This is a genomic window from Faecalibacterium sp. AM43-5AT, from assembly GCF_003603345.1.
Taxonomy (GTDB): Bacteria; Bacillota; Clostridia; order Oscillospirales; family Ruminococcaceae; genus Faecalibacterium; species Faecalibacterium taiwanense.
The window spans coordinates 97,240-123,376 of sequence record NZ_QVGZ01000001.1 but is presented as its reverse complement, the minus strand read 5'-3'; the positions used below and the strand labels follow the sequence as shown (position 1 = coordinate 123,376).

Genomic DNA, 26,137 nt, shown 5'->3' with positions numbered 1-26,137 from the left:
CTCCCGTTGCTTTTAATATTGAAAAAATTCGATGATCGACCGATCTTTTCTGCTTTTTCCGGGCAGTGCAGTCAGGTTGAAGCGGCCCTTGCCGCGCACCGTGAACACATCGCCCTCATATACCTGCGCATGAGGTTTATCCGCCGGCAGGTGGTTGATCTCCACCCTGCCCGCCTCGATCAGTTCCGAAGCCTGTCCTCGGCTGCAGTGCAGCATAGCTGCCAGCACAGCGTCCAGCCGCAGGGACGATACCGTTGCACTGTGCATCTCACGCTCCGCCTGCGGAAACTGCGGCACCTCGTCCAGCGTCAGCAGTTCCGTGGTCAGCTCCGTGTGTCCAGCCTGAAACAGTTCCCGGCAGATCAGCTGTGCTGCCGGTTCCAGCGCAAACACATAAGCTGTGCCCGGCTGATCCTCCGGCAGAACGATATCTCCCAGCGCCTCGCGCCGCAGCTCAAGGCCCATCAGACTGCCCAGGTAATCCTTGTGGGCGGGCAGCACAGCCCCCGCCTGCGCACGGCATTGCAGCCGCACACAGCAGATGGGTGCTTCGCCGCAGCTGTACTCCGGCTCGATACAGAGCACCCTGCGCTCCGCATTCAGCCAGCCGCCCTCAAACCGGAAGCCCTCCTGCACACCGGCACGGCCCAGTGCCGCGCGGGCCAAGTCCTGCTCGCGGTCACTCAGGAAAGCCGAATACCGCGCAATGTCCCGGGAAAAGGCCGTGCGGGCCAAGTCCTCGATATGGCGCATGAGATAGCGTTCTTCATCGGTACGCGCAGGGATGAACCCGCGCGCCGCCTTGGGTTGCGGATCAATAGAACGCGCCATTGTTCTCCAGCTCGTCCAGCAGATCACCCATGATATCCACGTTGTACGGAGTGATGATGAAGGTGCTGTTGGCCACGCGCTTGATCTGGCCATTGTTTGCATATGCAACACCGGACAGGAAGTCCACCAGACGGCGGGACACTTCCTTGTTGGTGGACTCCAGGTTGAGCACCACGGTGCGCTTGTTGTTCAGGTGGTCAGCAATGGTACTGGCATCCTCAAAACGCTCAGGCTTGACCAGAACGACCTTGAGCTGAGTGGTGGCATTGATGTTGACCACCTTGCCGTTCTTCTTGGCACCCTCAACAGGCTCTTCATTTTCGTCGTCAGCACCAAGGCCGATGCCATTGTTATTGTTTACCATCTGGGGGCCATCGTCAATGTACTGATCCTCGTAATCGTCTTCCTGGTCAAACAGACCTTTCTTAATGCTGTCAAGCAAAGACATACAATCTGCTCCTTTCATTCGGGCAGCATGGCGCTGCCTGGCTTTCTTTGCAAAAAGAATGCAAATAATAGCTTTATCTATTATCGGATTTTTTGCCTCAGATGTCAATAACTACAAAAGCTTTCCATCATACAAATTTTGTCCGGAAACGATTATTTCGTCATAAAGCCTCACCTTACTGACCGAGCCCTCGGTCCCTTCGGGCAGAACAAGGATGTAATCGCCGTCCGTGATGAGGGGATGGTCTGCGTCCACCGGGTCGATCCGGCAGAAGCGGGCAATGTTGCCAAGTTTCACGTACACACCGGGAATGTAGTTTTCGCCCTGCGTTTGTGCCTCGGTGCCATCCTCTTTTAAATAGTGCACAGCCGCAGCAGGCACTCGCAGGCCGCTGCGCTCTCCTACCGAGATGCGTGCTGCAGCCCGGTTCAGGCAAAGCACATCGCCATTGATGGAGTTGCAGGCAAGCACAAAGCGGGCAAGGCCGCTGTCCTGATCGATCTCCACCTCGGTGACGGTGGCCTTGAGGCTGTTCTCCACCTGACCCGGGAAGCTGATCTCCACCGCTGTGCTCAGCGGCTTGCCGTTCTGACCCAGCAGCTTTTCGCCCTGCTTTGCAGTGCACACGCCCACATAGCGCCATGTGAACCCTGCCACGATCTTACCGGCGCAGCCGTCCAGTGCCAGCACTGGGTCGGACTGCAGATAGCCCTGCAGCTCCTGTGCATTCAGTGCAAGGATATCATCGGCACTGGCATTGAGCCGTCCGCTGCTGGAAGAGCGCACAAAATAGCCGGTCTGCGGTGCAGTGATCTGCGCCGGGCTGCCCAGCTGCGCCTGCACGCTCTGGGACTGCTGGACCAGCGCAGTGATCTGATCGGTAAAGTTTGCAGCTTCGCCCGTTACCACCCAGAGCTTGTTCTGGGCCAGCAGGTAGGCATTGGCATCATCATCCACCGCTTCATAATCGCTGTCGTCCAGCGTATCCAGCAGGTCATACAGCGCAGAAGAACGTTCTTTTAAAAGGGTATCCAGCTGCAGCGCAGAAGTGTTCTGCGATTTCTGCAGCAGGTCGATCTGATCATTCAGCTGGTTCAACTGCAGGCGCAGCGAAGCCTGCGAAGCGTTGCTGTACACCTCTGCCACTGCGGTGCCCGCTGAAACGCGCTCGCCGTCGGCAGCAAGATATCCAAGGTTTCCGCTGCCTGCCACATAGCTTTCGTCGAACAGCAGAACTCCGTCGGCTTCCACCGTATCCGAAATGACCGCAGGCAGCGCAGTCTCATAAACATTCTGCGGAAACAGGATATGTGCGGCCTGATACACCACATAAATTGCTGCCAGCAGCAGAAACGCGATCAGCACGCCTGCCAGAGTGGTAAGCACATGCGGCGCATGGCGTTCCTTCTGGGTCTCATCCGGCATATCGATCATCCTTTCGCTAAAAATTCGCTCGTTTTGCGGATGGCAGTCTGCACTGCATCCGGTGCACCGGCATCCAGCCAGACCACACCGTCCATATGGCGGAACCAGGTCAGCTGGCGCTTGGCATAGTTGCGGGACGCCTGCTTGAGCTTTTCCGTGCAGGCTTCCAATGGAGCCATCTGCTCAAAATACGGAAAGAACTCCTTGTATCCGATGGCCTGCGCTGCCGTGCGGAAGCTTTCCCGGTTCTGCCAGACATGCTCCGCTTCCTTTATAAGGCCCGCTTCCAGCATTTTGTCCACACGCAGGTCAATGCGGCGGTAAAGTACCGCGCGCTCTGGGAAATCCAGACCAAGGATCAGGCTGCGGTAGGGCCGCTCCGGTGGGAGAGACTCCGCCTTCTGTTCGCTCAGCTTTTTGCCGGTGGCACGATAATGTTCGAGTGCGCGCAGCACCCGCACCTGATTGTTCGGGTGGATAGCCGCAGCAGCTTCCGGATCGGCCTGCTTCAGTTCTTCGTACATGGCAGCACCGCCTTTTGCAGCCAGTTCCGCCGCCAGCTGCTCCCGCAGACCGGCAGGTGCTTTTTCCTCTGTAAAGCGCACCCCATACAGAAAGCTCTGAACATACAGCCCTGTGCCGCCCACAAGGATGGGCAGCTTCTTCCGGGCAGAGATTCCTTCTTCCAGCTTTCCGGCCATGGCGGTAAAGTCTGCCACGCTGAAAGCCTTGTCCGGCGTAAGGATATCCACGCCGTGATGCGGGATACCGCAGGTCTCCTCCGGTGTCACCTTTGCCGTGCCTATGTCCAGACCTTTATAGATCTGCATGGAATCACAGCTGATGACCTCGCCGGAAAAATGTTTTGCAAGTTCTACGCCCAGCGCTGTCTTTCCGGTTGCGGTAGGGCCGACGACGGCCACCACGGGATGTTTATACGATGCGTCCAAACTGCTTTTCCAGCTCCTTCCGGGTCAATTTGAGTACGCAGGGGCGGCCATGCGGGCAGAACGGCGGCACCTCGCCGGAAAGGATCTTTTCGGCCAGCGCCAGCAGTTCCTGCGGCGAGGACTTGTCCCCCGCCTTGATGGCTGCACGGCAGGAGATAGAATGCAGCACCCACTCGGTGTGCTCGTTCAGCGCATCATGGCCGCCCTTGAGCAGCTTATTTGCGATCTCCACCAGCAGGCTTTCGGCATTCTGCGGCTCCACATCTGCGGGCACCGCGCGCAGCACCACGGTATTGCCGCCAAAGTCCGCGATCTCAAGGCCCGCATTTTCCAGCAGAGGAATGTTATCCAGCAGGGCCTGCTTTTCCTCCGCAGCAAGGTCGATGGCAGCAGGCTCCAGCAGCATCTGGCTGGGCACATTGCCATAGTTCGCGGCCAGTTTTTCGTACAGCTGGCGCTCGTGGGCAGCGTGTTTATCGATCAGGCACAGCTCGTCGCCGCGTTCTGCAAGGATATATGTTCTGAACACCTCGCCCACATAGCGCAGCGGTTCCGGCTGATCCGCCGTCGGATCAAAGTTCATCTGCTCCGGCTCGGCCAGTACAGTTTCCTGTTCTGCCGTTTCCGGCGCATCCGGTTCTGTTTCTGCACAGAGTGCACTCTCAGGTTCTTCCTTTGGTGCTTCCTGCGCAGGGTTCCACGCTGCCATATGGTCCTGAGGCGAATGCAGTTTTGTTTCACCAAATTCCGGTTCCACATCCAGCTGTGTTTCACTTGCCGCCGCACGGAACGGCTCTGGTGCCTTTGTCGTTTCCAGCTTCGGGCTGTGAAGGGTCACGAACGGATCCAGCATATCCTCGTTCTGAGCACTGCCTTTCCAGCGCGGCACACTGGGTGCTGTCGGTATTTGCATTGCAGCAGACGGGGCAGGCTGCTGCGGTGCTGCGGCGGGTTTTGCCGGTTCCCAGTGCTGCTGTGGCAGAACGCCCGGGTCTGCCTGTCCCCGAATGATCGCAGAAAGCCCTGTAAAGTTATTATTCTTTACGTCATTTTTGATTATATCAGTGTCTTTTTTTGAATTTCCAGCTTTTTCTTCGTCTTTGTCTGCTTCAAAGGTAAAAAGCCGTTCACCAGTGCCGGGCTGAGCCAATGCCAGCTTGACGGCATGATACACCACATCAAAAACATCATTTTCGCGGGCAAAGCGGGCTTCGATCTTGGCCGGATGCACATTGACATCCACAAGGTCGGCCGGCATTTCCAGCAGCAGAATGCCGCCCGGGAACTTGCCCTGCATCATGGTACCCTTGAATGCCATCTCCATACCGGCCATCATGGTGCGGTTGCGCACATAGCGGCCATTGATGTAAAAATGCTGCATGCTTCGGCTGGCGCGGCAGCTTTTGGGCGGGGTGACCAGACCGGTGATGCGGTACACGCCCTCCTGATTTTTCAGCTCAATGAGGTCCCGGCTGAACTCCCGGCCCAGCACCGCATAGGCTGCACCTCGCAGCTGGCCGTCGCCGGGCGTGACATACTGCAGCTTGCCCTCACGGATGAACTTGACGCTGACTTCCGGGTGGCTGAGCGCTACATGGGTAACTGTATCCGACACAAAGGTGCCCTCGGAGGAGTCCTTTTTGAGGAACTTCATGCGGGCAGGCGTGTTGTAAAACAGATCCTTTACCCGGATGGTGGTGCCCACAGCTCTGGCACCCGGCTCACGGGAGACCTCTTCCCCGCCCTCAATGCGGTAGACCGTGGCAAACTCGTCCACCTCGGTTCGGGTGGTCAGCTCTACACGGGCCACGCTGGCAATGGATGCCAGTGCTTCACCGCGGAAGCCAAGCGTATGGATGTTGGTCAGATCGTCCGGTGTTTCAATTTTGCTGGTGGCGTGGCGGATAAACGCCGTGGAGATATATTCTGCCTCGATGCCGGTGCCGTTATCGCTGATCTCGATCAGCTTGACGCCGCCGGATTCAATGCTGACGGTCACCTGCGTGGCACCGGCATCAATGGAGTTTTCCAGCAGCTCCTTAACAACGGATGCCGGACGCTCGACCACCTCACCGGCTGCGATCAGCTCGGCTGTGTGCTTATCCAGAACATGGATCACTGCCATGGTGTTTTCCCTCCTTGTATGGTCTGGGTCAGGTAGAGCAGTTTCATCTGTTCAGGCTGCCCTTCAGGGTCTTTTTCAGCTCGTAGAGGAAGTTCAAAGCCTCAATGGGGGTGAGTGTTTCCACATCCAGAGCTTCCAGCTTGTCCATCATCTCGCTGGGCACAGCCGGAGAGTTATACTCCTGCAGGGCATCAAAATCCATCTGCTCTACTTTATTTTTAGGTGCAGTTGCTTCCAGCGCGCGCAGCACCTCATGGGCGCGGCGGGTCACACTGCCGGGCAGGCCTGCCAGCTTTGCCACCTCGATGCCGTAGCTGTCATCCGCCGGGCCGCGCACGATGCGGCGCAGGAAGGTGATGTCCTCGCCGCGTTTTTTTACTGCAATATTGTAGTTTTTTACGCCGTCCACACCGCCTTCCAGCTCGGTCAGCTCGTGGTAGTGGGTGGCAAACAGAGTCTTGCAGCCAAGGCCCTTGGCGGGGTCTGCAATGTGCTCCACTACGGCGCGGGCAATGCTCATGCCGTCAAAGGTAGAAGTGCCGCGGCCGATTTCGTCCAGCACCACAAGGCTTTTGGCGGTGGCATTTTTCAGGATCTCCGCTACCTCGGTCATCTCCACCATAAAGGTGGACTGACCGGCAGACAGGTCGTCCGACGCACCGATGCGAGTGAAAATGGCATCCACCACACCCACATGGCAGCTGGAAGCCGGTACAAAGGAGCCGATCTGCGCCATCAGCGCGATCAGTGCATTCTGGCGCATGTACGTAGATTTACCTGCCATGTTGGGGCCGGTGATGATCAGGCAGCGGTCTGCACCACAGTTCAGGGTGGTATCATTGGGTACAAACAGGCTGCCTTTCAGCATCTGCTCCACCACAGGATGGCGGCCCTCGGTGATGATCAACTCGTCACTGTCGTCCACAACGGGGCGGCAGTAGTTGTTTTCCGCTGCCACCTGCGCCAGCGCCGTGAGCACATCCAGCTGGGCCACCGCATTGGCCGTGCGCTGGATGCGGTCCAGCTGAGCGCTGATGCTTTCCAGCAGTTCGCTGAACAGGCGGTGCTCCAGCGTGATGAGCCGTTCGTGGGCACCTAAGATCTTGCTTTCCAGCTCTTTCAGTTCCTGCGTGATGTAGCGTTCGCCGGAAGTCAGGGTCTGCTTGCGGATGTAGGTCTCCGGCACCATGCTCTTATAGGAGTTGCTTACCTCGATGAAGTAGCCAAACACATGGTTATAGCCGATCTTCAGCTTGGGGATGCCGGTCTCCTGCCGCAGGCGGGCTTCCAGCTGCGCCAGAACGCCCTTGGTATTGTCGCGGATGGAACGCAGCTCGTCCACCTCGGCATGGTAGCCTTTGGCAATGACACCGCCATCCTTGAGGGTAGAGGGCGCTTCCGGGTCCACCGCCGCATAAATACGGGCCTTGATGTCCTCCAACGGATCGATCTGTACTGCCAGTTCAGCAAGCTCCGGGCAGCCGCAGGCCTCAGCCAGCCTGCGCAGGCCGGGCAGCCGGTCGCAGGTCTGGGCCAGCGTATAGATCTCCTTGGGTGTGGCAGAGCCGTAAACCGTGCGGGTCATCAGGCGTTCCATATCCGCAATGTAACCCAGCTCTTCGGTCAGGTCGCCGCGGGCCATGGTCTGCTTGACAAGGCTCTCCACAGCGTTCAGGCGGTGGTTGATGAGTGCACTGGAAATAAGCGGCTGTTCGATCCAGCTGCGCAGCATACGCTTGCCCATGGATGTACTGGTCTTATCCAGCACCCAGAGCAGCGTACCCCGCTTTTCGCGGCCGCGCAGCGTCTCGGTCAGCTCCAGATTGGCGCGGGTCACGGGCGAAAGACGCATGAACTGGGCCTTATTATAGGTTATGACCGTTTTCAGACGTTCCACGCCCTTGATCTGGGTATCGTGCAGATATTCCAGCAGTGCCGCCATGGCAAAGCGCACAAGGCCGTCCGCTGCAATGCCGGTGGTCTGCGCCCAGTCGCGGCCAAACTGGTTTTCCAGCGATGCCGCCACAAGGCCCGGTGCATAGCGTTCCTCTTCGATCAGCTCCACCGAACAAGTCATATTCTTTTTGATGTACGCTGTCACCTCGCGGCAGTCCAGCAGCCCCGGATTCATCAGTACTTCGCTGGGATGGTAGCGGCACAGCTCCGTAATGACCGCCGGGGCGATCTTGTCTGCATTCAGCTCTGTGATATGGGCCGTACCGGTAGAGACATCCGCAAAGCACAAACCTGCTTTCTTTCCTTTGAGGAAGATACTGGCAATGTAGTTATTGCGGTCATCCTGCAGCATACTGCTCTCAATGACCGTGCCGGGTGTGACCACGCGGATGATGTCCCGCTTGACAAGGCCCTTGGCCTTGGCCGGGTCTTCCACCTGCTCACAGATGGCTACTTTGTAGCCCTTGGCGATCAGCCGCGCCACATATCCCTCGTAGCTGTGGAAGGGCACACCGCACATGGGTGCCCGCTCTTCCATGCCGCACTGCTTGCCGGTCAGGGTCAGGTCCAGTTCCTTGGATGCCGTCAGGGCATCGTCAAAGAACATCTCATAAAAATCGCCGATGCGGTAAAACAGAATTTCGTCCTTATGTTGTTTTTTGATCTCAAGATATTGCTGCATCATGGGCGACAGCTCTGCCATGGTTTACCCTCTCTCCCGTTCTATGGTTCTGTGCACAAGTTTGCGGCTTGTAACCGCTTTTGCAAACAAAACGCGGTCTGTTTTGCACAGCCGCGTTTTGTTTTTGCCGGTTTTAGTGGCAGCCGCCGCAGGTGGAGCAGCTGCCGGTGCAGGAAGCAGAAGGCTCCTGTACCGTCATGGGATCGCCGCCATTCATGGCAGTGTTGATGATGGCATCGATATAGTTCACGAGGTTCTCGCAGTCACGCTTGGCCTCGTTGTAAGCCACCATGCCCTCGTTGCCCATGATCTGGCCGTACAGGCTGTTCACCTTTTCATTCAGTTCGGCGATGCGGGCATCGTTGCGCTCGCTCTTGCCGATCTCATTGTTCAGATCCATGCGGGCGAGGTTGAACTCGCCGATCAGGTTCTGCAGCTCTTCGTCCTTATCGTTTGCCTTGCGGGTCTGATCCAGAACGAGGTAGCGGCTATCGGTCTGCAGCGCAACGGCTGCGCGCTTGAAAAGATCAATGCAATCCATTTGAATGGTCTCCTTCTTATTTATACGTTCAGGGGCACTGCCCCGGAATCACTCAGGCAAGCTCACCCAGCAGCACAGTCGCCCGTGCGCCCGTGAGATGTACGTTGGCATAGCTGCCCATCAGGGAAGCGTCTGCCGTGAACTCCACCGTCAGGTTGTTGTCCAGACGGCCGGAGAGGGTGCCCTCATTGCGGCCAAAGCCCTCTACCAGTACCTTCACAGTCTGGCCAACCTGCGCCTTGACCAGCGCCATGGCGATCTCGTCCTGCACCTTGAGCAGGCGGGTCATGCGGTCGGTCTTTTCCTTGCGGGGGGTGGGGTCCGGCATATCGGCGGCCTTGGTGCCGGTGCGCTTGGAATAGATAAAGGTGAACAGCTGCATATAGCCCACCTTCTGCACCAGTTCCAGCGTCTTGACAAAGTCCGCTTCGGTCTCGCCGGGGAAGCCAACGATGATGTCACTGGAAAAGGTGATGCCGGGCACCGTTTTGCGAGCGTATTCGATCAGCTCCATGTACTGCTCCACCGTGTAGTGGCGGTTCATCTTCTTCAGCAGTTCATCGGAGCCGCACTGCACCGGCAGGTGCAGGTGCTTGCACAACTTCGGCTGGGCGGCAATGGTGTCGATCAGCTTGTGGCTGGCATCCTTGGGGTGGCTGGTCATAAAGCGGATGTGGTAATCGCCAGGCACCGTGCACAGCAGGTTGAGCAGATCAGAAAAGTCCACCTTTTCTTCCAGACCCTTGCCGTAGCTGTTGACGTTCTGTCCCAGCAATGTGATCTCCTTATAGCCTGCCTCCACAAGACCACGGAACTCGGCAAGGATATCTCCGGGCTTGCGGCTCTTTTCGCGGCCGCGCACATAAGGCACGATGCAATAGGTACAGAAGTTGTCGCAGCCGTACATGATGGGCAGCCATGCGCGGAACTCGCTCTCACGCCGGATGGGGATATTCTCCACGATGACCGGGCGCTGGGCGGGCTCCATCAGCACACGCTTATGCTTCTGCAGCTTCTGGGCAATGAGCTGCGGCAGGGTGTCGATGCCGTCCACGCCAAACACAAGGTCAACGTAAGGATAGCTCTGGCGCAGCTTTTCTACCACGTGCTTCTGGTTGGCCATGCATCCGCACAGGCCGATGATGAGATCATGCTTTTTTTCCTTAAGTCCCTTCAGGGCACCTACGTTGCCGAACACACGCTGCTCGGCATGCTCACGCACGGCGCAGGTGTTGAAGAGGATCAGGTCTGCATCCTCGGGCTTATCGCACAGGCCATAGCCGATGTCCATCAGCACGCCCTTGATCCGCTCGCCGTCGTTCACGTTCTGCTGACAGCCATAGCTGTGCACAAAGGCCAGCGGCGGCGTATCATAGGCCTGCTTTACCAGCTCAGCGGCAATGTTATTATGTTCAAAACTAATGTATTCCAATCAAACCATCCTTCTCCACCGGGCCGAAGTGCCCTGTGCGGCGAAAATCTACTTGCACTTTCTGAAAAGAGCCTTCTCTATAGTATACCCTGTTTATACGCTCCGGGCAAGAGGTTCCGTGCAAATTTTATGGTTCAGTGGGCGTTTTCCTGCGCCTGCTTCTCGCAGCAGGCCTCGCATACGCCGATCAGCACAACAGCGCAGTCCTGCACATGGCCCTTCTGGTTTTTCACCAGTTTCATTACCTGCTTTTCGTCCACCTCGGCATCGGTCACGCTGCCGCACACGGTGCAGTACAGATGGCTGTGCCAGGGCAGCGTGTGGTCAAAGCGGTCAGCCTTGCCTGGAATGGACACCCGGCGCACCCGGCCCGCATCCACCAGACTATTCAGGTTACGGTATACGGTGCCAAGGCTCAGGCCCGGGCATTCCTTGACCGCAGCATCATAAATTTCCTCGGCGGTGGGGTGGTCGCACAGGTTCTGCACCGTCTGCATGACCAGCTCGCGCTGTTTGGAATATCGCATAACTTCTCCTTTGCTTTCTCCTCATACAAAAGGTCTTGTTCAGACGTTCTCTTCGCCCTTGATCTTTGCCCAGTAGGCACGGGCCGCCTGCTCATTTTTGTTATCGCCAAAGGTATAATATTTTACGTCCTTGATGGCATCTGGCAGGTACTGCTGCTCCACCCAGTGGTGGGCGTAATCATGGGTGTATTTGTAATTCTGTCCCTTTACCAGCGCATCCTCACCGTCGTAGTGCTTGTTCTGCAGTTGGCGCGGGATCGGCCCGGTACGGCCCGCCTGCACATCCGCAATGGCCGCGTTGATGGCATCGTGGGCACTGTTGGACTTGGGACTGGTGGCCACCAGAATGACGGCATCTGCCAGCGGGAGCCGTGCTTCCGGCAGGCCCACCATGTTGGCGGCATCAACTGCCGCCTTCACAATGGGGATGATCTGTGGATAGGCAAGGCCCACATCCTCGCAGGCACATACCATCAGGCGACGGCAGGCCGAGGGCAGATCTCCTGCTTCCAGCAGACGGGCCAGATAATGCAGCGCCGCATCCGGGTCGGAGCCGCGCATGGACTTCTGGTAGGCTGACACGATGTCGTAGTGGTCATCGCCCTCCCGGTCATACCGCATGGCAGTGCGGCGGGTGACCTGCTGGATCATTTCCAGCGTAATGTGCTTTTCCCCATCCTCAATGGGAGCTGCCGTCACCGCAAAATCAAGACAGCCCAGCGCCTTGCGCAGGTCGCCGCCTGCGCTCTCGGCAAGGTAGGCACAGGCATCCTCGTCCATGCAGACCTTTGTGCTCTCCCCTTCCGAAAGCTTTTTCAGCGCATTGTGCACCCCACGCTCCACATCCGCCGCCGAAAGCGATTTGAACTCAAACACCGTGCAGCGGGACAGCAGCGCATTATAAATGTAGAAGTACGGATTTTCGGTGGTGGATGCAATGAGCGTCACCGAGCCGTCCTCAATGCATTCCAGCAGGCTCTGCTGCTGTTTTTTGTTCAGGTACTGGATCTCGTCCAGATACAGCAGGATGCCTCCCGCACCTGCCAGCGTGCCGATATCCTTGAGCACCGCCTTGATATCCCCGGTTCCGCAGGAAGTACCATTGAGCTTATGCAGCGTCATCCCGCTGTTTTCTGCAATGATGCGCGCCACAGTCGTTTTTCCGGTACCGGACGGGCCGTAGAAGATCATGTTCGGGATGCGTCCGCTCTCGATGGTACGGCGGAACACCCTGCCCGGTGCCAGCAGATGCTGCTGACCGCAGACATCTGCCAGTGTTTTGGGCCGCAGACGCTGTGCCAGTGGTTCGTTCATCGTGTTTCCCTCCTCCCGTACCGAGGTGCGATTCCCCCAGCATTTTTCTATAGTATATCGCATTTTGTCAGTAAGAGCAAGGTTTTATCTGAAAATCATTCTCAGATAATTTTTGCCCGCAGTTTACAAAAAACGCAAAACATGGTATTATCGTATCAGCTTTTGTTGATGGGAGTGGATGAAATGCCTGTTCGCAAAAAGGCACCAGAAGACCTTACTGCAAAAAAGGCGCTGGCGCTGGAAGTGATCGACCGGTTAAAAAAAGAATACCCAGATGCCGGCTGTACATTGGATTATGACCACGCCTGGCAGCTTCTGGTCAGCGTGCGTCTGGCAGCCCAGTGCACCGATGCCCGCGTGAACATTGTGGTGGAAGACCTGTTTGCCAGATATCCCAATGTTGCTGCGCTGGCTGCTGCGGAACCCGAAGACATTGAAGCCATCGTCAAGCCCTGCGGGTTGGGACACTCCAAAGCGCGAGATATCTCCGCCTGTATGCGGGTGCTGCGCGATAAATACGGTTGTCAGGTGCCCACCACCTTTGAAGAGCTGCTCGCCCTGCCCGGCGTAGGCCGCAAGAGCGCAAACCTTATCATGGGCGATGTGTTTGGCAAGCCTGCTATCGTAACAGACACCCACTGCATCCGGCTGTGCAACAAGATCGGCCTTGTGGACGGCATCAAGGAACCGCAGAAGGTGGAAATGGCCCTGTGGAAGATCGTTCCTCCGGAAGAAGGCAGCGACCTGTGCCACCGCTTTGTGATGCATGGTCGGGCAGTGTGCAATGCGCGCAAACCAGAATGCGAAAAATGTTGTTTGAAGGATATTTGCCGCTTTGCCCGGGAAACCGCCGGGCAGAGCGCAGAGCTTTAAAATTCAGGAGGTAGAATATTATGTTTGGTTTTATTTTCAGTCTGCTGATCGGCGCTCTGGCTGGTTACATCGCCGGCCGCATTATGGGCAGCGAAACTTCCACCGTGCGCAATATCGTGCTGGGCATTCTGGGCGGTTTTGTAGGCAGCATCGTGTTCGGCCTGATCGGTCTGAGCGCTACCGGCATCGTGGGTGAGATCCTCGTTTCCGTTGTGGGTGCCTGCATCTGCATCTGGATCGGCCGTAAGCTGTTCAACTGATTATTCTTGTGTGCAAGGCTGCTCTTCGAGTTTTTCTCGGAGGGCAGTTATATTTTTGCATCACAGACGATTTGCACCTGTTCTGCCGCAAAATCAAATCTTGACAGCGCACAGGAAGTATGATAGAATATTTCTCGTTGCAGAACATGCAAGAAAATTTCATCTGCTACTGTGGCTCAGCTGGTAGAGCAGCTCACTCGTAATGAGCAGGTCGCCTGTTCGAATCAGGTCAGTAGCTCCAGAGATCCTACGAATTTACGTTTAAAATCGTAATTCCGTAGGATTTTTTTATTTAGTCTCGCAAGTTTTCGCAAAACCGCAGCATCGCCCACAAAACAAGACAAAACGCCCCGCAACACCATTTCATAGGGCGTTATGCGCATTTTTATGCTTTCTTTTGGACAGGCTCCTTGAGTTCACAATGCAGGTTTGTCAATGATGTGTTTCTGTGATGTTTGGTGTAGCAATTTAACTGTACCACAGAACGACTCATTCGTCTTTTTCACTTTGTAACACATCTATTGTAATCCCATACAGTTTTTATGGATCAATCTATGAAATTTTATTGATAATCCTTCATGGGAGTGGTAAAATATTTTTATATCTCTGTCATTCTGTGCCCCTTCGCGGTAGAGGGAGAGCGCAAAACAGAAAAGACGCAAAAATTGCGGCATCCTTTCCGTGGGTGGGTTTTACAGCGCACACTCTTGCGGGCGGTGATGTATGATCAGTAAGCCAAAGCAGCCAGCCGCAAAACGATGGCTGCCCAAGAAGTGTGAGGAGAAGGATCGGATGAAAACAAAAACATTGCGCCGCCTATTTTCCATGCTTGCGGCACTGGTGATGGGGCTATCCCTGCTCACCGGATGCAGCGGAAAAGATGCGGAACGAACACAGAAGCTGGAAGACGCTCAGACCATTCAGGTGTATCTGTGGAGCACCAGCCTGTACGAAAACTATGCGCCCTATGTTCAGGCGCAGCTGCCGGACGTGAACATTGAATTCATCGTAGGCAACAACGATCTGGATTTTTACAAGTTTTTGCAGCAGAACGGCGGTCTGCCGGATATCATCACCTGCTGCCGCTTCTCGCTGCACGATGCGGCACCGTTGAAGGACAGCCTGATGAACCTTGCCATGACCAATGAGGCGGGCGCTGTGTACAACACCTACCTCAACAGCTTCAAAAACGAGGATGGCAGTGTGAACTGGCTGCCGGTGTGCGCGGATGCCCACGGCTTTGTGGTCAACCGCAGCCTTTTTGAGCAGTACGATATTCCCCTGCCCACCGATTACGCAAGCTTTGCAGCGGCCTGTCAGGCTTTTGAAAAGATCGGCATCCGCGGCTTTACCGCCGATTACGCCTACGACTACACCTGCATGGAAACGCTGCAGGGGCTTTCCGCTGCCGAGCTTACCACCACCGCGGGGCGCAAGTGGCGTACTGCCTACAGCGACCCCGCCAACACCGCACGGGTCGGTCTGGACGACACCGTGTGGCCGGGGGCATTTGAGCGGATGGAGCAGTTCATTCAGGATACCCACCTTACGGCAGACGATCTTGCGTTGAATTACGACGATGTGACCGGGATGTTCCGGAACGGAGAAGTTGCCATGTACTTTGGCAGCTCTGCCGGCGTGAAGATGTTTCAGGATGAGGGCATCGACACCACCTTTTTGCCCTTCTTCAGCCAGAACGACGAACAGTGGATCATGACCACCCCCTATTTCCAAGTTGCCCTGAACCGGGATCTGGAGCAGGACACTGCGCGCCGCGAAAAAGCCATGAAGGTGCTGAACGTCATGCTCTCCGAACAGGCGCAGAACCGCATCGTCTCGGAGGGGCAGGACGTACTGAGCTACAGCCAGAACGTCCCCCTGCGCCTGACCGAGTATCTGAAAGACGTGCGCAGCGTAGTGGAAGAAAACCACATGTATATCCGCATCGCCTCCAACGATTTCTTTGCCGTTTCCAAGGATGTGGTCTCCAAAATGATCGCAGGCGAGCTTACCGCTGCGCAGGCGTATCAGGCCTTCAATGCCAAGCTCCTTGCCGAAGAGGAGCCTGCCGACAACGAGACCGTGCTGACCTCCGGGAAGGCCTATTCCAACGTATTCCACGCAAACGGCGGCAGCGCTGCCTTCTCCGTGATGGCAAACACGCTGCGCGGCGTGTATGGCACCGATGTGCTGCTTGCCACCGCAAACAGCTTTACCGGCAGTGTGCTGCAGGCGGATTATAACCAGAAAATGGCGGCTTCCATGATCATGCCGAACGGTCTGATGTCCCGCCAGCGCACCATGACCGGTGCGGAGCTGAAAGAGACCGTCCGCGCCTTTGTGGAAGGCTGCGAGGGCGGGTTTGTGCCCTTCAACCACGGCTCTCTGCCGGTGGTCAGCGGCATTGCCGTGGAGGTAAAAGAGGCAAACGGCAGCTATACCCTGACCGACATCACCCGGAACGGTCAGCCGCTGGGGGATGGCGACACCGTTACCGTGACCTGCCTTGCAACGGAAAAGCAGATGGAAGCGCTGCTTGCGAGCGATAGCGGCACGTCTGCGGGCGAAGATGCGTGGGTAAAGAACACATGGCGCGATTATGTCTCCGGCGGCGCAGCGCTTGCAGAGCCGGAAAACTACATGACACTGAGGTGAGCGGAATGGCAGACGAAAAGCACGAATCCAAACGCAGCTGCTATTCCCGGCACAAGTGGCTGCCTGCCGCCGCTGCCATCCTTCTTTTGGTCTTTCTGGCAGCCGGTTTCAGCTTCCGGTACATCTCGTTTATGTCGCAGACCATCTATCAGGAAAGCACCTCGCATCTGGAAGAGGTACTGTATAAATCCAATAGTATGCTGAAAGAGATGGTGCGCAAAAACCTGACCTATCTGCATCTGTACAACGGCTTTCTGAAAAGCACCTCGAATGAGGATGAAATTCAGGCATATATCGAGGAAGCACAGCAGGCAACCGGATTTGTTGACTTCTACTTTCTTTCCTATGACGGCAACTACACGACCGTGACCGGGGAAACCGGCTACCTTGGCCTGCAGACCAATCTGGACGAAAAGCTCTCCGATGGCGAGGATATCGTCGTGAATACGGCGCTGCCCGGCAAAGCCCCGATGCTTGCGTTCATCTGCCCCGAAACGCAGGGCAGCTACCGGGGCTTTGCCTACGATGCTGTTGCCATCACCTATTATAATGATGCTGTGCTGCGATTGCTGGACAACTCTGCTTTTCAGGGCAATGCCAGCAACTATGTGATCTACCCGGATGGGCGGGTGGTCATCGACAATTCCGTAAACCGCAAGGAAATCATTTACAACTTCATTGCGATGCTGCGCGACCATTCCGACCTTTCCGAGGAACAGATTCTTGCCCTTTCGGATGATTTTGCGCAGGGCCGCAGCGGAAACCTGAGGGTCAAACTTGGCGACATCAGTTATTATCTGGTCTACGAGAATACCGCGGTCCAGAACTGGACGATGGTGGGGCTTGTGCCGGTCAGCATCGTCAATGCCAGTCTGGATAAGCTGTGGTTCCACACGGTGCAGATCGTGGCGAGCATCGCCTTTGGCCTTGCTGTGCTGATCATCCTGCTGATCCTGCGCAGAAGCCATACGACCCTGCGCCGGAAGGACACTGAGATCCTGTACCGGGATGAGCTGTTCCAAAAGCTTTCGCTGAACGTGGACGACGTTTTCCTGATGCTGGACGCAAAAACCTCCAAGGTGGATTATGTCAGCCCCAACGTCGAACGGCTGCTGGGCATCCCGTGGAAAGAAGTGCGGCAGGATGTCCATGTTCTGGCGAACCTGCACCCGAAAGACGACCCGGACCGTGACAAGAACTTTCTGGAGAGGCTTCACCGCGGGGAACAGCGCGAGTGGGATGCGGCGTATATGCATCAGGAGACAAAAGAGCTGCGCTGGTTCCACATCGTTGCCATGGGCAGCGATGTAGCAGGCAGGACAAAATATATCCTTGTCATGTCCGACCGCACCGCCGACAAACAGATAAACCAGGCGCTTTCGGATGCCGTTGCAGCTGCCGAAACGGCCAACCGCGCCAAGAGCACCTTCCTTTCCAATATGTCCCACGACATCCGCACCCCCATGAACGCCATCATCGGCTTTACCACGCTGGCACTCAGCAACATTGACGATAAAGACCGGGTGAAGGATTATCTTGCCAAGACCCTCGCTTCCAGCAATCATCTGCTTTCCCTCATCAACGATGTGCTGGATATGAGCCGTATCGAAAGCGGAAAGATCCATCTGGAAGAAGTGGAAGTCAACCTTTCGGATGTGCTGCACGACCTGAAAACCATCGTCAGCGGGCAGATCTACGCAAAGCAGCTGGAGCTTTATATGGATGCCATGGATGTGACCGATGAGGATGTCTACTGTGATAAGACCCGGCTGAATCAGGTACTGCTGAACCTGCTGTCCAACGCCATCAAGTTCACCCCGGCGGGCGGCACAGTCTCGGTGCGGGTGCGACAGCTTGCCGGAACGGTGCGCGGCTGCGGGCAGTACGAGTTCCGCGTCAAGGACAACGGCATCGGCATGAGCCAAGAGTTCGCCAAAAAGATCTTTGAGCCGTTTGAGCGGGAGCGCACCTCCACGGTAAGCCGGATCCAGGGCACCGGCCTTGGCATGGCTATTACCAAAAACATCGTGGATATGATGGGCGGCACCATCGAGGTGCAGACGGCGCAGGGCAAGGGCAGCGAGTTTATCATTCGCGTGCCGATGCGTGCGCAAGCAGAGCGCCGTCCGGTGGAAAAGATCACCGAACTGGAAGGCCTGAAGTCACTGGTGGTGGATGACGATTTCAACACCTGCGACAGCGTGACAAAGATGCTGGTCAAGGTGGGCATGCGTGCCGAGTGGACCCTTTCCGGCAAGGAAGCGGTGCTGCGTGCACGGCAGTCCATCGAGATGAGCGACGCTTACCATGCTTATATCATCGACTGGCGCTTGCCGGATATGAACGGCATCGAGGTCACCCGCCAGATCCGCAGCCTGAACGATGATACGCCCATCATTATCCTGACCGCCTACGACTGGTCCGACATTGAGGTGGAGGCAAAGGCTGCCGGTGTGACCGCCTTCTGCTCCAAGCCCATGTTCATATCCGACCTGCGCGAGACCCTGATGAACGCCATCGGACAGACACAGACGGATGCGGCGCAGGAGCTGCTGCCGGAAAAGAACACCAACTTCAAGGGCAGGCACATCCTGCTGGTAGAGGACAACGAGCTGAACCGTGAGATCGCGCAGGAGATCCTGTGCGAGTACGGCTTCCGGGTCGATACGGCGGAAAACGGTGCCGTGGCGGTGGAAAAGGTAAGCACTGCCGCACCGGGCAGCTATGATCTGGTGCTGATGGATGTGCAGATGCCGGTGATGGACGGCTATACCGCCACCCGGCAGATCCGCGCACTGGGCGACCCTGCACTGGCAAAGATCCCGATCCTTGCCATGACTGCCAACGCATTCGATGAAGACCGCCGCAATGCCTTGGAAAGCGGCATGACCGGCTTTTTGTCCAAACCCATCGTGATCGGCGACCTTGTGCAGGAGCTGCGCAAAATTTTGTAACAAGCCGCCTGTCAGGCATAAAAAAATAAAGCACCCACAGCAATTTGCTCACCGGAGATTCAAAACCTCTGTGGCGCTTGCTGTGGGTGCTTTTGCTTTTGGGCGCTGTTTATTTCAGTACATCTGCAAGGACCTGCAGCAGGTGCGGAATATCCAGCGGCTTTGCAATATGGCCGTTCATACCGGCCTGCAGTGCGTTCTGACGGTCTTCCTCAAAGGCATTTGCCGTCATTGCAAAGATGGGGATGCCAGCCTTTGCGGCATCCGGCAGCGCACGAATCTGCCGCGTTGCCTCGTAGCCGTCCATGTTGGGCATCTGGATGTCCATGAGGATCAGGTCATACTGTCCGTCTGCCGCCTGCTTCATCTTCCGGACGGCGATCTCGCCATCCTCGGCAGATTCCACCTCAAAGCCCGCTTCCTTCAGGATCTCCACTGCGATCTCACGGTTCAGCTCGTTGTCCTCCACCAGCAGGATCTTTTTCCCTTTGAAGGCCTCCGCGTTCAGCTGCACCGGCCTGCAGGCAGGCTCTGCACCGAACGGCTCTGCCAGCACTCTGCGCAGCTCCGAGAGGAACAGCGGCTTTTCGCAGAAGGCGGTAACACCGGCAGCGCGGGCTTCCTCTTCAATATCGGCCCAGTCGTAGGCGGTCAGGATGATGATGGGGCAGCTTTTTCCGATCACCTTGCGGATCTGCCGCACGATCTCGATGCCGTTCATATCGGGGATCAGCCAGTCGATGATGTAAACGCTGAATTCATCCCCCTGCTCCATGGCATACCGGGTGCGGATCACCGCTTCCCTGCCGGAGATCGTCCACTCCGGCCGCATCCCGATCTTGGACAGCATGGTGCTGACGCTCAGGCAGGTGTCGGTATCGTCGTCCGCCACCAGTGCCCGCAGCCCTTCCAGCTGCGGGAGCTGCCTGAGTTCCACCTTTTGTCCGCTGAGCGCAAAGCAGAGATTCACGATGAACTCGCTGCCCTTGCCCGGCTCGCTCTCAATGGCGATGGTGCCGCCCATCAGGTCCACAATGTTCTTGGTGATGGACATGCCGAGGCCGGTACCCTGAATGCCGCTGACGGTGGAGTTTTCCTCACGGGCGAACTCCTCAAAGATGTGCTTCTGGAATTCCTCGCTCATGCCGATGCCGTTGTCCTTGATGCGGAACTCATAGCAGGCCCGGCCCGCAGGCGCACCGTTTTTCTCAGCAATGCGAATGCTGATCATGCCGCCTGTGGGAGTGAACTTGATGGCATTGGACAAAATGTTCAGCAGGATCTGGTTCAGCCGCAGCGGGTCGGTGATGATATCCTCGTTTTCCACATCCATGGTATCAATAAAAAGCGACAGCCGCTTTGCCGAAACATTGGGCTGAATGATGGAGCGCACATCGTGGACGAGGTTCGGCAGATGCACCGCTTTTTCCTCGATCTTTACCTTTCCGCTCTCGATGCGGCTCATATCCAGCACATCATTGATGAGGGAAAGCAGATGCTGGCTGGAGGTGGAGATCTTTTTGAGGTAGTCCAGCACCTGTTCCCTATTGTCGATATGGGTCGCAGCCAGCGAGGTGAAGCCGATGATGGCGTTCATGGGGGTGCGGATATCGTGGCTCATATTGAACAGGAACTCCCGCTTGGCGCGGTTTGCCGCCCCCTCGTGCTGAAGCGCGATCTCCAGCTTGCGGTTCTGTTCCTCCAGCTGGGTCTGGTACTTCCTCTCCTGCTCTTTTTTCTGCAGCTCCATCTCCTGCACGGAGCGGCGGCGCAGCAGCTGAAGGATCATTACAAGCAGGATGTAGCCAACCAGAACCGTCAGGATCAGCAAAAGCGCCTCCCGGAAGATTATTTTTTCGTCCGTATATGCATAGAGATCGAAGGATCTGCCATGGCAGAACATCCCGAAATAGCAGCCGGAGCCGTTCCAGTCCCGGGTATGGGTCAGCTTCTCTGCGGCCCCGGCTTTGCGGATCCCCTGCGCCAGCGGACTGCCTGCAACATCCTGCCCAATCAGCTCCGGGCGGTTTGCGGCAACGACCTGATTGTTCTGCACGATGAACAGCGTGCCGCTGGTTTCTGCCGGGTAGCCATCCAGTATGCTCTGGATGGACAGCGCCGTTTCCTCCACAAATTCCGCCGGGGTGTACCGGTAGGCAAGCAGGAGCAGCGCTGTGCTTTCTGCCCGGTGTGCCGCAACATCCACAGCAGAGCCATCTTCCAGCAGGACGCGCTTCACATAGGTCTTTCGCGGGTAAGATAAAACGTTCAGAACAGCGTCATTTTTCAGCCGGTCGCCAAACCGGTCATAGCCGATGCCGTTGGTCGTGGACTCGCACCGGAGCGTGCCATCCGGTCCCAGAACCGAAACGCCGGTGAGCCAGAGCTTTTCTGCCTGCCTGTTCAGGCACTGTGGGTCGGAGAGATCGAGGGCAGTGTCCTCTGCCAGCTGATGGACTGCGACCGCCGTGCGGCGGAGTGCCTTTGCCGTGATGGTATCGTTGTGCTTTTCAAAGCTGGTGGACTGGGATTTGACAAACTCAAGGGTCTGGCAAAAGCGTTCCTCTGCTGTGCGCATTGCCCGCCAGCTGGAGAAAAAAGCAACACCGGCCATCAAGAGCACGCCGATGATCAGATAGGCTGTCCATATCCTTTTATCCGGGGTGGTTCTGTTTTTACGCGCCAACGGTGTCCACCTCCAGATACTGCGAAGCATTTTCAAGGTATCGGCCAACGATCCGCTCCAGCGTGCCATCCGCGCGCATCTGCGCAAGGGTATCGGTCAGCTGGCTGTCCAGCCCGCGGGTGTCGTTCTTGGCAAAGGCGACGCCCAGCCCGGTGACCAGCAGCGGTTCCTCCAAAATGCGGAACTCCACATCATTGTCCTTCATGTATTGCAGGATGGCCATCTCATGGGCGGCGATGGCATCCACATAGCCGCAGGCCAGCATTGCATACTGCACGCTGCGGTTTTCAATGCTGAGCACCTCCACCGTCTGCGGGATGCGCGGGTCGGAGCCGCTGAGAAAGATCTCCTCCGGCTTGCCGGTGCTCTGCACGGCGACGGTCTTGCCGGCAAGGTCGCTGAGGGATCGGATGCTGCTGTGGGCATCCACCGCAACCACCTGACGGCTCACCATGTAAGGCCCCGCCCAGCGGTATACCTCTTCGCGTCCATCCATGGAAAAACAGCCCCAGATGCAGTCGATGGCGCCGCTTTCCACAAGATTTGTTTTCTGCTCCCAGTTGATCGTTTCAAACCGGGCAGCATACCCCATGCGGCGGAACGCCTCGGTGGCGATCTCCACATCGATCCCGGTGGGAACACCGTCATTGTTCAGATAGATATAAGGTGGATAGGTGTCGCTTCCCACAACGATTTGTGCAAGACCGTTGTCTTCCACTTCCTTTCCTCCGCAGGAAGTCAGACTGCTTACGGCAGCAGCTGCCGCCAGCAGCGTGCATCCGTTCAGGAATGCACGGCGTGAGATTCTGTGTTTCATTCGGGCTTTTTATACTCCTGTTTTGATTGCATCCGCAGCTCAGTTGTGCTGCTGTAATTCTTCTTTCAGGGCAGCTTGGATATCCGTCAGGCATTGCAGCAGAAGCGGGTTGAATGCTCCGCACTCACCGTTCAGGATCATCTGCACGGCTTTTTCGTGGGAGAAGGCTTTTTTATAGCAGCGTTCGCTGGTCAGCGCATCGTATACATCGGCCAGCGAAACCAGTTGTGCGCTGATGGGAATTTCATCGTCCTTCAGCCCATCCGGGTAGCCGCGCCCATCCCAGCGTTCGTGGTGCCAGCGGGCGATCTCGTAGGCGGTTTGCAGCAACGGCTGCTCGGCAAATTCATCCAGATCATGCAGCATCCCGGCTCCAAGCATACTGTGGGTCTTAATGATTTCAAATTCCTCCGGGGCCAGTTTTCCGGGTTTATTAAGAATTTTTTCGTCAATGCCAATTTTTCCGATGTCATGCAAGGCGGAGGCCAGCGGGATCATATCCTGCTGTTCCGCAGAGATCGAGTACCTGTTGCTGACCCCCAATAGGCAGTGGAGCAGCATTTCTGTGATGATACGAATGTGCCGCACATGGGCACCGCTTTCGCCGTTGCGGAATTCTACGATATGGCTCAGTACACCCACCAGCATATCCGTATTATTCTCACGGGCGCGGATCTGGTCAGAGACCATCTGCACCAGCCGCCGCTGCTTGGCGTACAGCTTGATGGTGTTGGTCACGCGGCGGTATACGATGCGTGCATCGAAGGGGCGGTTGACATAATCACTTGCGCCCAGTTCGTAGGACTTCCGAATTGCAGCGTCGGAGTCCTCGCTGGAGATCATAATGACTGGGGTATCCTCGATGGTGTGGTTGACATTCATGGCTTTCAGCACTTCAAAGCCGTTCATGACCGGCATATTGATGTCCAGCAGCACCAGTGCAATGTTTCCGGCTTCTGCCTGCAATTTTTCCATGCATTCCTGCCCGTTTTCTGCTTCCAGAATATGGTAGCTATCTTCTAAGATCTCTGCCAGTATCATGCGGTTCATTGCAGAGTCGTCCACAAGCAGGATCTGGGATTTTTCCTGCAAAAGCGTTTCCCGTGTGGTCAGGCTATGCCCCGGAACCTCCACCATGACGGCATTTTTGCGGCACTTTGCCTGATACATCAGCCAATCTGCACGACGAACGATGTTTTTCATAGGGTCGGCGAGGGACTGTATCGTTCCGCCAATGCTCAGCGAGATGCGGAAATGCGAACAGCCGGGTACGGATGCCATCTGCACGGCAGTGCGGATCTGTTCCAGTTTGGTTTGCAGGAAGTCTCCCGGAATGCCGGGCAGGACCAATAGAAACTCATCCCCGCCGTAGCGGATGAGCAGGTCCGACTCCCGGATGCAGGACTGAATGGCGTTTGCTGCCGTTTTCAGTGCCATGTCCCCGGCGTAATGCCCATAGGTGTCGTTACAGATCTTGAAATTGTCCACATCCAGCAGTGCGACACCCGCCGGGCCGATGGTCTTGCGGACGACCTCTTCGTAATAGCGGCGGTTGTAAGCACCTGTCAGAGAATCCCGATAGAGTTCTTCTTTGAATGCCCGCTCCCGTGCAGCACGCTGCTTGGTGGTTTCGTCCATCCGTGTTTTCTGATTTTCGGTCAATTGTTTCAGCGTTTGCTCCGCTGCGGCAAGAGCGGCTTCCTGTTGATGAAGTTTTTCCAACAGCTGCTGCTCACGCGCTTTGTAATATTCCTCGATCTCGGAAAGTGTATTCACGTTCTAATCTTCTCCTGCATCATTTACATCGTTTGTGTGCTTCCTCTGCGGAAACGCGCTTGTCCATGCCGGCTTCCCTGCTCTTCTGCATATCCTCAAGGAAGGCATTGGCGGTCATGGCAAGGGTGGGAATGATCCTGCTCAGCGGGTCAACAATGTTCTTGGTGATGGCCATACCAAGGCCGGTGCCCTGCACCTTGTTGGTGCCGGAGCGCTCCTCGCGGGTAAAGGGGTCAAAAAGGGTCTTCTGGTAGGCCTCGCTCATGCCAATGCCGTCATCCTGCACCACAAAGCGGTATCGGGCGTAGTGCTCGTTTCGGGGCAGCTCGTCCACCTCAAACCGGATATGCCCGCCGGTGGGCGTATACTTGACTGCGTTGGAGAGGATATTCATCAGCACCTGATTTAGACGGTTGGGGTCTGCCAGCACGTTTTCGTGCTGCAGATGGGTGTTTACCGTAAAGGTCTGGCGGCGCTGGCCTGCCTGCTGGCGGATGATGCGGTCAAGCCGCTCCTTTGCCTCCGCAAAGGAAGAACCGTGCAAATAGGACATCCGGGAGTCGTCCACAGTCAGCGAGCTGGAAACATAGACCGTAAGGGTGCATACATCCGGTAGGTCGCCCGCCGTAAACATATTCTGTAGGCAGGTAGTGGTGTTATCGCCGCTGTACGGCACGATCTCAACATTCACTTCCGGGTAAACGCTGTGAACCTGCTCGATAAAGGCTCCTACCTCCATATACGGTGCCATAAAGGTAACGGCTTCGTGCGCATCGTCTTCTTTAGCCGTTTCGGTCTTACCGCCGCCGTGGCTGTCAGCACACCGGCGGCCTGTCCGCATGGGCTTTGCGCCGAGCTTCCATAAAATAACATTATTATTGTACCATTGCAACAAAAGTGTTTCAAGTTGTTTTTGAAGGCTTTTACATACGAAAGAACTTTTTATATATGATTCTGCCTTTTGCATGGCATAAAATGCAAAGCGACCTATTGAGGAAATAATCGTAGATGGTTAGCATGAATGGAAAAATGTGCAGGTTCATCATCAACACTAAACCACCCAGTGTGAAGAAGAACTTTTCACATCCGGCGGCTGCGTGGATCAGCTGCTGCCAAAGGCCCTTTTTCTGCATAAACAAGATCCAGCCCATGGAGACAATGTAGGCCACGCCGACACCGAGATGACTGAGCATTATCTCCATGTTCAGGAATCCATTCGGCAGAGTGCGATCCAGTTGTTCAGTGAGGCATTTTCGGCCTGAAAATTGGACGGAACGACACGAATTGGACCAGATAAAATCGTTGGCATTGTGGTCAAAATTGTGGTCAAAACCAAATGAAGTCGGCCCACAAACAAAAAAATCCAACGATTTCTAACGTGAAATCGTTGGATTTATGGTCCAGCAAGACTGGACAAATCCGAACTTGTCGGGGCAAGGCCCCTCCATCTTGCTTGCGCAAGACCGTTCTGTTGCTCAATAGCCCCACTGGGGCTTTCGTTGCTTCGCAAACGCAAACTTTTTTCTCCGCAATCAGCGGTCAAAGTGTCCTCAAAACGGACGGTTTGGGTGCCATCCTTGTAGTTGAACGTGATCAGCATCCGGTCATCGTACAGAAAAATGGCATTCACAAAAATTTCAATTAGCGCTTTCCGCTGTTTTTTCTGCGAAATATCGAACTTTCTGAATTTCAGCAGCCAGAACCGAATGAAATCTTCGTTGAAGCTGGGCTTCTTCAATTTTTCATCTGCAATTTTTTCAGTCAGCTCATCCTTCTGAATTTCCAGCGCTTCCAGACGTTCTTTCGTTGTCCGGGTGAATAAGCCATCCTCAATGGCTTTCATCAGGTTGTCCAGTTTCTTGTCTACTTCCCGGAGCTGCTTTTC

Annotated in this window: 19 protein-coding genes, 1 tRNA gene and 1 pseudogene; 5 read left to right on the top strand and 16 right to left on the bottom strand. The window is 56.0% G+C overall.

What is annotated here, in order from left to right; translation table 11 throughout:
• Positions 1–12: 12 nt before the first annotated feature.
• The 10 genes from DW937_RS00610 to DW937_RS00565 form a co-directional block, all read right to left on the bottom strand.
• On the bottom strand, positions 13–831 hold the full coding sequence (locus DW937_RS00610; protein WP_120119776.1) for a S4 domain-containing protein: 819 nt from the start codon (positions 829–831) through the stop codon (positions 13–15).
• The gene (locus tag DW937_RS00605; RefSeq protein WP_044953672.1) at positions 815–1,279 is read right to left on the bottom strand and encodes a cell division protein SepF; all 465 of its coding nucleotides are present in this window, start codon (positions 1,277–1,279) and stop codon (positions 815–817) included. Before DW937_RS00605 ends, DW937_RS00610 begins: the two co-directional genes overlap by 17 nt.
• A gap of 111 nt (positions 1,280–1,390) precedes the next feature.
• Positions 1,391–2,704 carry an HlyD family efflux transporter periplasmic adaptor subunit gene (locus tag DW937_RS00600; RefSeq protein WP_243089035.1) on the bottom strand — a complete coding sequence of 438 codons (1,314 nt, stop codon included), beginning with the start codon at positions 2,702–2,704 and terminating at the stop codon, positions 1,391–1,393.
• Positions 2,705–2,709: 5 nt separating this feature from the next.
• A complete protein-coding gene (miaA, locus tag DW937_RS00595) occupies positions 2,710–3,654 on the bottom strand; it encodes a tRNA (adenosine(37)-N6)-dimethylallyltransferase MiaA (protein WP_243111392.1) in 945 nt (314 codons plus the stop codon).
• The gene (gene mutL, locus DW937_RS00590; protein ID WP_120119775.1) at positions 3,638–5,779 is read right to left on the bottom strand and encodes a DNA mismatch repair endonuclease MutL; all 2,142 of its coding nucleotides are present in this window, start codon (positions 5,777–5,779) and stop codon (positions 3,638–3,640) included. The genes miaA and mutL overlap by 17 nt, the downstream gene beginning before the upstream one ends.
• 43 nt (positions 5,780–5,822) lie before the next feature.
• Complete coding sequence (gene mutS / locus DW937_RS00585; RefSeq protein WP_120119774.1) at positions 5,823–8,438, bottom strand: DNA mismatch repair protein MutS; 2,616 nt, start codon at positions 8,436–8,438, stop codon at positions 5,823–5,825.
• A gap of 112 nt (positions 8,439–8,550) precedes the next feature.
• Positions 8,551–8,958, bottom strand: a complete 408-nt coding sequence (locus tag DW937_RS00580) for a YlbF family regulator (RefSeq protein WP_097775655.1) — start codon at positions 8,956–8,958, stop codon at positions 8,551–8,553.
• Between the two features lie 52 nt (positions 8,959–9,010).
• A complete protein-coding gene (gene miaB, locus DW937_RS00575) occupies positions 9,011–10,390 on the bottom strand; it encodes a tRNA (N6-isopentenyl adenosine(37)-C2)-methylthiotransferase MiaB (RefSeq protein WP_120119773.1) in 1,380 nt (459 codons plus the stop codon).
• Positions 10,391–10,524: 134 nt separating this feature from the next.
• The gene (locus DW937_RS00570) at positions 10,525–10,917 is read right to left on the bottom strand and encodes a transcriptional repressor (RefSeq protein ID WP_097777727.1); all 393 of its coding nucleotides are present in this window, start codon (positions 10,915–10,917) and stop codon (positions 10,525–10,527) included.
• A gap of 39 nt (positions 10,918–10,956) precedes the next feature.
• Positions 10,957–12,231: a replication-associated recombination protein A gene (locus DW937_RS00565; RefSeq protein ID WP_120119772.1), complete on the bottom strand. Its 1,275-nt coding sequence runs from the start codon at positions 12,229–12,231 to the stop codon at positions 10,957–10,959.
• Positions 12,232–12,414: 183 nt separating this feature from the next.
• On the opposite strand from DW937_RS00565, the gene nth reads away from it, so the two are divergent.
• The 5 genes from nth (at position 12,415) to DW937_RS00540 (ending at position 18,973) form a co-directional block, all read left to right on the top strand.
• On the top strand, positions 12,415–13,104 hold the full coding sequence (nth, locus tag DW937_RS00560) for an endonuclease III (RefSeq protein WP_120119771.1): 690 nt from the start codon (positions 12,415–12,417) through the stop codon (positions 13,102–13,104).
• 20 nt (positions 13,105–13,124) lie between these two features.
• Positions 13,125–13,364, top strand: coding sequence for a GlsB/YeaQ/YmgE family stress response membrane protein (locus DW937_RS00555; protein WP_005941717.1), 240 nt, complete (start codon positions 13,125–13,127; stop codon positions 13,362–13,364).
• Between the two features lie 165 nt (positions 13,365–13,529).
• Positions 13,530–13,605, top strand: a tRNA-Thr gene (locus DW937_RS00550).
• A 551-nt stretch (positions 13,606–14,156) separates the two neighbouring features.
• A complete protein-coding gene (locus DW937_RS00545) occupies positions 14,157–16,019 on the top strand; it encodes an ABC transporter substrate-binding protein (protein WP_120119770.1) in 1,863 nt (620 codons plus the stop codon).
• Positions 16,020–16,024: 5 nt separating this feature from the next.
• A complete protein-coding gene (locus DW937_RS00540) occupies positions 16,025–18,973 on the top strand; it encodes a PAS domain-containing hybrid sensor histidine kinase/response regulator (RefSeq protein ID WP_120119769.1) in 2,949 nt (982 codons plus the stop codon).
• A 109-nt stretch (positions 18,974–19,082) separates the two neighbouring features.
• Here DW937_RS00540 and DW937_RS00535 read toward each other — a convergent pair whose 3' ends face one another.
• The 6 genes and pseudogenes from DW937_RS00535 to DW937_RS15120 all read right to left on the bottom strand — a co-directional run.
• The gene (locus tag DW937_RS00535) at positions 19,083–21,659 is read right to left on the bottom strand and encodes a response regulator (RefSeq protein WP_120119768.1); all 2,577 of its coding nucleotides are present in this window, start codon (positions 21,657–21,659) and stop codon (positions 19,083–19,085) included.
• Positions 21,649–22,476, bottom strand: coding sequence for a transporter substrate-binding domain-containing protein (locus DW937_RS00530; protein WP_120020200.1), 828 nt, complete (start codon positions 22,474–22,476; stop codon positions 21,649–21,651). The genes DW937_RS00535 and DW937_RS00530 overlap by 11 nt, the downstream gene beginning before the upstream one ends.
• Before the next feature lie 39 nt (positions 22,477–22,515).
• Entirely contained in the window at positions 22,516–24,252 is a 1,737-nt protein-coding gene (locus tag DW937_RS00525) for a diguanylate cyclase (RefSeq protein ID WP_120119767.1), read from the bottom strand.
• Positions 24,253–24,271: 19 nt separating this feature from the next.
• Positions 24,272–25,093 (bottom strand): ATP-binding protein, encoded by an 822-nt coding sequence (locus DW937_RS15125; protein WP_243089093.1) that lies wholly within the window; start codon positions 25,091–25,093, stop codon positions 24,272–24,274.
• 82 nt (positions 25,094–25,175) lie between these two features.
• On the bottom strand, positions 25,176–25,619 hold the full coding sequence (locus DW937_RS14770; protein WP_165852843.1) for a hypothetical protein: 444 nt from the start codon (positions 25,617–25,619) through the stop codon (positions 25,176–25,178).
• Between the two features lie 26 nt (positions 25,620–25,645).
• Positions 25,646–26,137: pseudogene (locus DW937_RS15120) on the bottom strand (hypothetical protein); the annotation flags it as partial.

Coding starts and splice junctions, on each gene's coding strand:
- DW937_RS00580 (WP_097775655.1), bottom strand. CDS start 8,958: ATGGATTGCATTGATCTTTTCAAGCGCGCAGCCGTTGCGCTGCAGACC.
- mutL (WP_120119775.1), bottom strand. CDS start 5,779: ATGGCAGTGATCCATGTTCTGGATAAGCACACAGCCGAGCTGATCGCA.
- DW937_RS00540 (WP_120119769.1), top strand. CDS start 16,025: ATGGCAGACGAAAAGCACGAATCCAAACGCAGCTGCTATTCCCGGCAC.
- DW937_RS00530 (WP_120020200.1), bottom strand. CDS start 22,476: ATGAAACACAGAATCTCACGCCGTGCATTCCTGAACGGATGCACGCTG.
- nth (WP_120119771.1), top strand. CDS start 12,415: ATGCCTGTTCGCAAAAAGGCACCAGAAGACCTTACTGCAAAAAAGGCG.
- DW937_RS00555 (WP_005941717.1), top strand. CDS start 13,125: ATGTTTGGTTTTATTTTCAGTCTGCTGATCGGCGCTCTGGCTGGTTAC.
- DW937_RS00605 (WP_044953672.1), bottom strand. CDS start 1,279: ATGTCTTTGCTTGACAGCATTAAGAAAGGTCTGTTTGACCAGGAAGAC.
- DW937_RS00610 (WP_120119776.1), bottom strand. CDS start 831: ATGGCGCGTTCTATTGATCCGCAACCCAAGGCGGCGCGCGGGTTCATC.
- DW937_RS00570 (WP_097777727.1), bottom strand. CDS start 10,917: ATGCGATATTCCAAACAGCGCGAGCTGGTCATGCAGACGGTGCAGAAC.
- mutS (WP_120119774.1), bottom strand. CDS start 8,438: ATGGCAGAGCTGTCGCCCATGATGCAGCAATATCTTGAGATCAAAAAA.
- DW937_RS00600 (WP_243089035.1), bottom strand. CDS start 2,704: ATGCCGGATGAGACCCAGAAGGAACGCCATGCGCCGCATGTGCTTACC.
- DW937_RS00545 (WP_120119770.1), top strand. CDS start 14,157: ATGAAAACAAAAACATTGCGCCGCCTATTTTCCATGCTTGCGGCACTG.
- DW937_RS00565 (WP_120119772.1), bottom strand. CDS start 12,231: ATGAACGAACCACTGGCACAGCGTCTGCGGCCCAAAACACTGGCAGAT.
- DW937_RS15125 (WP_243089093.1), bottom strand. CDS start 25,093: ATGCGGACAGGCCGCCGGTGTGCTGACAGCCACGGCGGCGGTAAGACC.